A 9,471-nucleotide genomic window follows, 5' to 3' on the forward strand; every position below is an offset into this window, starting at 1 on the left:
AAGCATGAATCAAAAAAGAAATTTAACTAAGTAATAGCTCAACATAAAGGCAAAAATAGAGCTATTTCCTGAAGGAAATAACTCTGTTTTTTTTTCATCTCCACTTTTTGGGGTCTTGACCAGGACTAGCCGGGTTTTTCTTTTGTCATGATATTTTTAACCAATACTATATTTCCATAAAATTGTAATTACAGTTGGTCTGAATAGTGCTATAATAATCGTGGCTTAAAATTATGATAAAAAAATCTTAATGTTTACCATAAATTAAGAAATTGCTTAGAGAGAAGTGAACTTATGTCAAAAATTAAAATTGTTACTGATTCTACAGTAGACTTTTCAAATGATCAAATAAATGAGCTTGGAATTACAGTAATTCCTCTTTCGATTCAAATAGATGGAAACACGTATCTTGATGGAGTAGAACTTTCATCAAAAGAATTTTTAAGTAAAATGAAGCAATCTGAGGAGTTGCCAAAGACTTCACAACCAGCTGTTGGTACTTTTGTTGATTTATATGAGGAATTAACAAAAGATGGAAGTCAAGTCATTTCAATTCATATGACTAGTGGTATGAGCGGTACATATTCAACGGCAAATACGGCTGCGAATTTAGTAGAAGGTGATGTTAACGTAGTTGATTCAGGATTTATAACACTAGCTATGGGGTTTCAAGTTAGTGAAGCTGTTAAGATGGCAAAGAATGGTGCGACTGTAAAGCAAATTCTTGAACGTTTAGAAGAAATAAAAAACAATACGAATTTATATGTAATGGTTGATACTTTAGATAACCTAGTAAAAGGTGGTCGAATCGGAAAAGGGAAAGCCTTAATTGGTTCTCTACTAAATATTAAACCTCTTGCGTCATTAGCAGGCGGTGTCTATACACCAATTGGAAAAGCACGTAGTTATTCTCAAGTTGTAAAGATGTTCACTAAATACTTTGAACAAGATACTGCTGGTAAAACGGTTAAAGGGATTGGTATTGCGCATGCCGAGGCGATTCCATTAGCAACCTCTTTAAAAGAGGCTATTCAAAAGTTAACTGATTTTATCATTCCTGACATAACTTACACTACACCAGTTATTAGTACACATACAGGTGAAGGTGCAATTGGCTTTGTTTTCTACGCTGAATAAACAACCAATTGATTTATAACAAGTTTTATTTTTGATAAAAAGAGGAGGTCTATGAAGTAACTAAATTACTTGATATGACGTCTTCTTTTTGTTTGGAATCATATAGATAAAATCTTTTTAATTTTAAAAATAACACATTTATTAAAAATTTTGTTACAATAATGTTAAAAAATAGTTTAAGGGGATTGAAGATGAATAAACGTTACTTGTACGTTTCTTTATTTGTTGTAATGCTAGCGTTTACATTAGTGGGGTGTGGTAACAAGATTGAGAATGCCTTAAATTGGAAAACGAAAAGTTATACATATACAAATCAAGAAGGAAAACCGTTTGGAAGTAAAAATTTAAAAGGGAAAATCTATTTAGCAGATTTTATATTCACTAATTGTCAAACTGTTTGTCCACCAATTACAGCAAATATGGCCAAACTTCAACGAATGGCTAAAGAAAAAAACTTGGATGTTCAATTTGTTTCTTTTAGTGTAGATCCATCAGTTGATACACCAGAGAAAATGAAAGAGTATTCAACTAAATTTAATGCGGACTTAAAATCATGGAACTTTTTAACAGGATATAGTCAAAATGAAATTGAAAAATTTGCCTATGATAATTTTCAAGAATTTGTAAAGAAACCAGCAGGTCAAGATCAAGTTATACATGGGACTAGGTTCTTTTTAGTAGATCAAAAAGGAACTGTTATAAAATCTTATAGTTCTATTTCTAAAGTTCCTTTTGATGAAATTATAAGTGATATGAAAATATTATTGAAAAATTAAGGCTAGCAAATGCTAGCCTCTTTTAGTACAAATAAATAGATTATGAGATAAATGTTTAATCTACAAAAATTTGTTTTTGGTATTCTTTCATTTTCTTTCCTTTAATAATGAGCAATCCATTTTCATAAGCAGCAGTTGCAGTAGTTGCATCAATTGGATATGGTAACTTTACAATTCTTTGAGATTGACTATATGAATATTTTTTAAATGAAAAAGCATCTTTGTCATTTATCACTTCTTGTTCTGCTGTGTTTTTTAACCCAATTGTTAAATTCGTACCTTCAATATCCATATAAATTTGTTCTTTTAATACACCTGGAAGACTTGCTTGAACAATTAAATTATCCTCATGTTCAAAAATTTCAATTCCGATTGAAGAAAAAATACCATGTTTATGAAAAAACTTGTCAATTTCATCGAATAGACCTCTAATTGGTTTTTGATCAAAAAATTCATCGACCTTTTTCATGTAGTGTTGATAATCCAACGTAAAATTTGACTGTTTACCATTTTGACCTTCTTTTTCTTTATGATTCTCACTCATACATTTACCTCCTTAAAAACACGACTAGCATAATATATGTAAATGCCTAGAATCATGTGCATGGTTTTAAGTCAAAAGAATATTATTCTCCACTACTTTATGTTAAATTGTAGAAAAGAATTAAAAAACTTTAGGGAGTGGCAATAATGATTCGATTCGCAACAGCAGATGATGTAAAAGGTATTGTTGAAATTTATAATGATGCGATTAAACATACAACCGCAACATTCGATATCGTTGAAAAAACAGTTGAAGAAATGCTTGAATGGTATAAAGACTTTAGCCAAGACTATCCACTTTTCGTTTCAACAGAAAATTCATCCATAACAGGTTACTGCTCATTAAAGCAATTTAAGGAAAAAGATGCTTACAAACATACGGTAGAGTTATCAGTCTATATTCATCCAATGCATCGAAAGAAAGGTCTTGCAAAATTATTAATGAATCATGCAATTTCATATGCTAAGGAACAAAACCATCAAACAATCATTTCATGCATTACGAGTGGTAATGAGGTTAGCGAACACTTACATCGTACTTTAGGCTTTGAGAAAGTTGGCCACTTTAAAAAAGTTGGGATGAAGTTTGATAAATGGCTTGATATAAGCTACTACCAGTTAATGTTATAAAGTTTACGAGGATATTCCATCTAATTGGAGTATCTTTTTTTGTGGATGAAGATATTTGAAGGATAAAAATGAACGAAAGAGAATGTATTAATAATAGAAAAGTAGGACGTGTTTTTTAGGGGGGGATTAATGATCGAAAGAAGATTTGCTAATCGTTCTGAGTGGAAGCGTGTAGTTGAAAGAAGTTATGTACAATCATATTTGGATACAAAAGAGTTTAAGGGTTATATAACTCTATTAAAAGTTATTAAGGTTCGTGTGCCATTACATGTTCAATATAATAATGAGAGAGAGCATATGGAAATATTATCAAATAAAATTTAAATTAGTTTAGGAGGGAAAAATGGGTAAGATATTGTTATTTATTCTTTCGTTTATTTGGATTGCTACTTCTTTTTGGATTCTATATGATGCATATACACCGAAAGCGGGTCCAATTGGCAACAGTGTAAATACCAATTCAGTATACATTGGGTTCATTTCTACGTTCTCACTAGGAATATTACTATTTTCAATTGCTCTTATTTTAAATTACTCAGATGAAAATAGAAAATTAAGGTTTTTATATATCTTATTGAATATTGTGTTCTATTTAATGTTTATTGGGGTATCAGGTTTTGTAATTATAAATTGGAATGGCTTAAAAGAGATAGATAGATTACCAATATGGGTCATATCAATGCTACTTTTACTTTTTGTTTCATTATTGCAAAGTTTTCGTATTCGAACATGGGTAATAGAAGGTAAATTATAGAAGCTTTTTTAACTTTTAATATATTATTCATTTTTTAGGTATAAAGTGAATAATAAATCCCAACCATGTATAAGTGAAAATTCTTTTGTCTATATTTGGAAATACTACAAATAAGATATACCAAATAGAAAACGTAAGTACAATGACCAATAGTTAGCCGTCCTAATTTATTTAATGTTTTTTCCTAATTTTAAGAACTAGTTCTTTTACAAACTCTAAAAATAGCATAAGTGCTACTGGTATTATCATAAACATGCTATTCCTCTATTTTTTATACTAGGATTACTTCAAACATTTAATGCTTCAATTACCTTTCTTTATTTTTCCATACAATACCTCCATTTTTGCGAATTATCATATTTTAATGATAGGTTATTTTCTAAAAGATTGTTGTTTTTGAGATTATTCTTTTAAAGTCAGAAGTTGATTACAATGGAAGGTGCGAGACTCCTGTGGGAACAATGGGAAGGCTGAGACCCCAAAGGAGCGATAGCGACGAGGAGGCTCAGCTCACGCCCCACGGAAAGGGAGCAACCTGGAGTTGTAATCAACTAACGCATTCTAAAATAGCAACATTGTATACGAAAATAGCCTAATAATAATACACTTCTCTTTACTTTTGTTCCAAAATCTGTATGCGGTAAATAAACCGTAGCCACTTTTCTAATCATATTACACATTCTTAAAACGTAAAATGTAAGAGGTATGTCGGAAGATTGGGGTGAAATGACATGAAGCTAAAGCGGAATTTAACTCAAAAGTTGGCTAAGAAGGTACCTGAATTTATGTTTATAGGAAAAATTGTTCCTTCTCGGAAAGTTGGGCAGGAGGAGCAGATTCTTCTTTATTTTGAGGATGAGGAGCATATTCGTTTTTATGTGGAGTGTTTGTCTCCAATTCCATTAAAGTTACAAGCTAGTTTTTCTACAAAGGATATTCTTTTTGCCGGGACGACCGCTAATAAAAATAATGAGAGTAAAATTAATCCATTTATAAAAGGGAAAAAAAAGGAAGATGATTTAGAGTCATTCAAAAAGGCTGTCAGTAATAAGGTTGTTCTTTTTCGGTTTGAACTCTCAAATGAAGTACTTACTGTGGACATAATTGAATTTATAGAAGGAGATCAATTAACGAACTATTGTTTACTTCCTGTTGTTGAATTAAGAAATGAATCTGGGCGAGATGAAGTCGAGAATCGATTAATCAAAGGCTCCTTACCAATTCACTTACCGAAGTATTACAACGATTATGACGAACCTGAATTTATTTACTATGAAGGCAGAGTGTATGGGAACTTATTATTGAAATCAATGATGAATGACATCAGCTATCTAGAGAAACAAAATCAAGTTCGTTATATAGATCAAGACAGTAATGAATCATTTGAAACCTCTATTTGTTACCAAAATTTACTTTATTTTATTCCAGAGAAAGACTACATTGAGCTAAAAAAGTTTTTTCAAAAAGAAAGTAAAGAATTGTTATATACTCAGACTTTTGAACATAGATTAATGATTCCAAATGAATGGCTAGATGTTTCAAGTGAAATTGCATTTTTTGAACGATTTTATCAAAATTGTATACAACAAGGGTTGTTATATAATCGAAAAGATTTATTTAATTTTCATATCTGTTGTAAATTTCAGTCGCTTACCATTTTAGGAGGTGTAAGTGGAACTGGAAAGTCACAATTAGCACGGGTATATGGTGAAACACTTGGTTTAGAGTTAGGTCAAGAATTACTTTTTATTCCAATTAGTCCGTCATACAGGGAGCATTATGATTTATTGGGTTATTTAAATCCGTCAACTGGTATTTTTATTGATTCAGAGACGGGGTTAACAAAATTGTTAATTGAAGCTGAAAAATTTCCGCATCGTCTTTATATGGTCATTTTTGATGAAATGAATTTATCACAAATAGAGCATTGGTTTAGTAAGTTTTTATCAATATTAGAACTCCCAGAAGAAGATCGAATACTTACTTTATTCCATGATCATAATGTTGTTATAAATCAATACTATAAGTCTAAAATTCATATAGGAAAGAATATTATTTTTGTTGGAACAGTTAATTTTGATGAAACTTCTAAGGAGTTTTCATTACGTCTACTCGACCGAGTAAACATCATTTCATTAAAGCCGACTTCCTTTAAACGATACTCAGAGGTTATGGAGAAAGAAAATATATATGAAAGTATTCCTTTAGTTTATATTAATGGAAGTCAATATGAGGAATGGAAGAAAAACATATCAACTTTATCAAATTTATCGGAAAAGGAAGTAGAGTTTTTTGATCAGTTTAATAGCTTATTAATGGATGTATTTGGGGATTACTTAATTTCACCAAGAATGATTAGGGATTTATCAAATTACTTAGGCAATTTAATCGAAGACGATTCATATTATTTGTTAACTCGGCAAGAAGCCATTGATTATTTTATTAAACAGCGTGTTTTAACGAAGATTCGTGGGTTAGTAAATCATTTAGAAAGTTTAGTTGGTACGATCGAAAGTGATACAGAGGAAGGTTCTTTGTTTGAATTATTTTCTTTAGCAAGGAAGAATAACATTTCGGAATTTGAATTATCTTTTGATGAATTAAAACGAAAAAGAAAACTGTTGGAGATTGATGGGTATGTTAACTAACCTTGATCATCAAACAACTATTATTGATTCGAATGTACTTTTACCTTTTCAAATTTCAATTTTAATTGGTACAAAGGGAAAAGAAGAAAAAATAAGTTTAAATCAGCTCGTTTTATCTCCAAAAGATGCTCACCGTTGTGTCTATACGATTCAAGAATTAAAACGCTTTTTATTTGATATCCGTGGTGATTTTACAGGGAAAGTAAAGTTTCAATGGAATAATTTATATCATTTCCAACAAGAAGATATTGCAGATACAATCTATACATTTTCAAAAAAAAATCCAAACATACTGATTTATGAACATGGAAAAACAGAAAATGCCTATCCTTGGCGTTGTGGCTATTATCAATTTTGTATCATTTATGAAGAGCAGCATTTTTATGGAATGATTAAAATTGAACCAAAGAATCTTTCATATGATCAGCTTGAATGGATCCAAGAATCTCTTAATCAACAAATTAATGGCATAATGAATGATCCTCTTTATTTTAAGAAATCCACATCAAAATTTACTCAAAATGGTTCCGTTTATTTTTGGCCAATCATTCGTTTTCTTGAATTACATCAAACTCAATTAATAACAGCCCTTCAATTATTCAAAGTGAAACATAAACAAAAAATAGACAAATCTTATGTCCTTTCAAAAAAGCAAAAAAGAATCGATTTTAAGACAATCCAATGGTCAATCATGCATGAATCAATCAAGAACTCTAAAAATATAGTTATTCAACCACAGCTGACAATTTCGAATTATGAGAATGAACTTGTCTATATGAAGCAAAAAATTTATCAATTTTTATTAACTCTGAACACGTACATTTCATTTGTTCGATATGAGTTTCAAAAAGAAGCTGAAAAATTGAAACAATTTGAAACCCAAATTAATGATTTGGATCAAATTATTTCGAATGTATCAAAAAATGGTTCCATAACTGAAAGAGAAAAAGCTAAATATCGTCAAACAAAAACATTAAAGCAGATTGAGCTAGATAATTTAAGTGTTGGCCTATATGAGAAAAGAAGAATTATTGATTCGTTAAACAAAATTCATGATACGTATTATAGGGAATATTTTGAAGGAATCTTTAGTAAAATAAAGGATAAAAGTGCTTTCACTTTTCCAACAAATACGACAAAATCATTTTCTTATTTAGTCCATTTAATTACACTATTTGAGAAAAAAATTAAAGAATATGGCAAAAAAGTCATGTTAATTCCAGTTTATAAACCAACTTTTTTACTTTATGAGTATTTTATTTATTTCTCACTTTGTCAGCTTTTAAAGAAATTACAATTTACGACTGAAGAGGAAAGTATTGCAGAGCAGGTTTTACAATACATCAAGGATGACGAATTGATGGATGGAGCAAAAGTCGAATTTGTAAATAAGCAATTTAAATTAAAGTTAATTTACAATGAGATTATCGAGGGTAGTCCTCAAGTAGCTTTATTAAAAGGTAGTCATTTTTTTAGTGGAGATGAATCAAAGAAACCTGATGTTCGACTTGACCTGTATAATCGGAAAACGGGAAAATTTTGTTGTGCAATTTTATTTGAAGTAAAATATAGTCCCATGTTCAATATTTATCAGCCTGTTGGAAATACAAAAGCAATGGAACAGATGTATAAATATTGGGGATTAAAGTACGTCGAACGAATTGATGGCAAACTTAGTTACCATCGTAAACCGATTCAAGAAGTCATTTGCTTATATCCTGGAAGTAACATTCATAGAAAAATTATTGAGGCAGGATGCGGAACATATATTCAATACTTTCCTAAAAAAAATAATCAACAACATTATGAAATTATTGGTGAGAAAGAAATTCTTACGATCTTAGGGAATGTTTTACAAAAGTATATGTAAATTTTTTATGAAAAAACAATGTATGCGTTTACAAAACTAAGAATACTTTGTTAAGATACTAATATACTTAAATCAATCAAACAATTTTATATAATTTTTAGTAGAAATTATTTGTTTAACATATTTATGTTTAGGAAGGAGAATGACGTGTTTCGGGAAATTCGAAAGCAAGAAGAAATTATAGCATATAACGAATTATGGGGAGATTTTTGTGAAGAAAATGAATTGCCATTTTTGGAACGAAATGGTGATCTTTCACGTTACGGAATTTATAGCGAAGAAGAGAGATTAATAGGGACTGTAGAGTGCAGTCGCTATGATTTTAAAAATCACGATATGAACAAATATTTCTATCCATACCATGAAAATAAATTCATTAAACATATCCAAAACGAAAAAATTTATGAAATAAGTAAATTGTTAATCAGTCGAGACAGTCGCGGACAAGGTAATTTTAAACAAATTATGTTAGGCTTATATGAGCATGCAATTCAAAATGATGCGGATTGGTACATTGGTACAATTAACAAAAGGTTATATATGTTCGTAAGAAGCGTAGGGTTTAAAATTCTACCGCTTGATGACTATTTTGCTATAAATGATCAAATCTCAGCGATACCGATCTTATTTGATGTAAAGTTTGGAATGTATTTAATGGAAAATGCAATGGAATATAAGGAACTAGTAAATGGGATAAAGTAAAAAAGGGCGTAAGTTCTCCTTTAAGATTCGGTGAAGTTGATGATGATATTGTATTTTTAAAAAAAAATTGTTAAAATAAAAATACAATTATGAGAGGACTGATGGATGAACAATGATTAACTAATCTATATTTTTATTTGAAATGAATAACTTCAAACTACAAAATATAGGGTTAGTCTATCCATTTTTATCTATCAGTCTACACTTTATTTGTCATGAATCCTATGGCAAAAAAGAACTTATTTAATATAAGTGAAAGACTAATCCTTCCAATTATAAATTGGGAGGATTTTTTATGTGCGCCCAGCATGTGCATAATCTATAGGGTGTAAGTCCCGAGCCATGAAGGCAGTAGTAGTGGTTAGCTTAAGACAAGGGTGTCTGTGGTGACGCAGAATCTGAAGGAAGTCG

The 9,471-nt window shown here is 30.1% G+C and carries 9 protein-coding genes; 8 read left to right on the plus strand and 1 reads right to left on the minus strand.

Translation table 11 applies throughout. From position 1 onward, the window contains the following. Positions 1 to 294 precede the first annotated feature (294 nt). Together J5Y03_RS19575 and J5Y03_RS19580 are read left to right on the plus strand one after the other, a co-directional pair. Positions 295 to 1,137, plus strand: coding sequence for a DegV family protein (locus J5Y03_RS19575; protein ID WP_209407681.1), 843 nt, complete (start codon positions 295 to 297; stop codon positions 1,135 to 1,137). Positions 1,138 to 1,328: 191 nt separating this feature from the next. Beyond that, positions 1,329 to 1,913 (plus strand): SCO family protein, encoded by a 585-nt coding sequence (locus tag J5Y03_RS19580; RefSeq protein WP_209407682.1) that lies wholly within the window; start codon positions 1,329 to 1,331, stop codon positions 1,911 to 1,913. 55 nt (positions 1,914 to 1,968) lie between these two features. Here the strand turns inward: J5Y03_RS19580 and J5Y03_RS19585 are convergent, their stop codons facing one another. Next, entirely contained in the window at positions 1,969 to 2,457 is a 489-nt protein-coding gene (locus J5Y03_RS19585; RefSeq protein WP_209407683.1) for an Hsp20/alpha crystallin family protein, read from the minus strand. A gap of 146 nt (positions 2,458 to 2,603) precedes the next feature. Between J5Y03_RS19585 and J5Y03_RS19590 the strand changes: the two genes are divergently transcribed. The 6 genes from J5Y03_RS19590 to J5Y03_RS19615 all read left to right on the plus strand — a co-directional run bounded on the left by J5Y03_RS19590 (position 2,604) and on the right by J5Y03_RS19615 (position 9,060). Then, entirely contained in the window at positions 2,604 to 3,086 is a 483-nt protein-coding gene (locus J5Y03_RS19590) for a GNAT family N-acetyltransferase (protein ID WP_209407684.1), read from the plus strand. Positions 3,087 to 3,215: 129 nt separating this feature from the next. Continuing rightward, positions 3,216 to 3,410: a hypothetical protein gene (locus J5Y03_RS19595; RefSeq protein WP_209407685.1), complete on the plus strand. Its 195-nt coding sequence runs from the start codon at positions 3,216 to 3,218 to the stop codon at positions 3,408 to 3,410. 19 nt (positions 3,411 to 3,429) lie between these two features. Continuing rightward, a complete protein-coding gene (locus tag J5Y03_RS19600; protein ID WP_209407686.1) occupies positions 3,430 to 3,840 on the plus strand; it encodes a hypothetical protein in 411 nt (136 codons plus the stop codon). A gap of 731 nt (positions 3,841 to 4,571) precedes the next feature. Next, positions 4,572 to 6,488 (plus strand): hypothetical protein, encoded by a 1,917-nt coding sequence (locus J5Y03_RS19605; protein WP_209407687.1) that lies wholly within the window; start codon positions 4,572 to 4,574, stop codon positions 6,486 to 6,488. Continuing rightward, on the plus strand, positions 6,478 to 8,358 hold the full coding sequence (locus tag J5Y03_RS19610; protein WP_209407688.1) for a nuclease domain-containing protein: 1,881 nt from the start codon (positions 6,478 to 6,480) through the stop codon (positions 8,356 to 8,358). Before J5Y03_RS19605 ends, J5Y03_RS19610 begins: the two co-directional genes overlap by 11 nt. Positions 8,359 to 8,505: 147 nt before the next feature. After that, positions 8,506 to 9,060 carry a hypothetical protein gene (locus J5Y03_RS19615; RefSeq protein WP_209407689.1) on the plus strand — a complete coding sequence of 185 codons (555 nt, stop codon included), beginning with the start codon at positions 8,506 to 8,508 and terminating at the stop codon, positions 9,058 to 9,060. Positions 9,061 to 9,471 lie beyond the last annotated feature (411 nt).

Source organism: Gottfriedia endophytica (assembly GCF_017814275.1).
Taxonomy (GTDB): Bacteria; Bacillota; Bacilli; order Bacillales; family Bacillaceae_G; genus Gottfriedia; species Gottfriedia endophytica.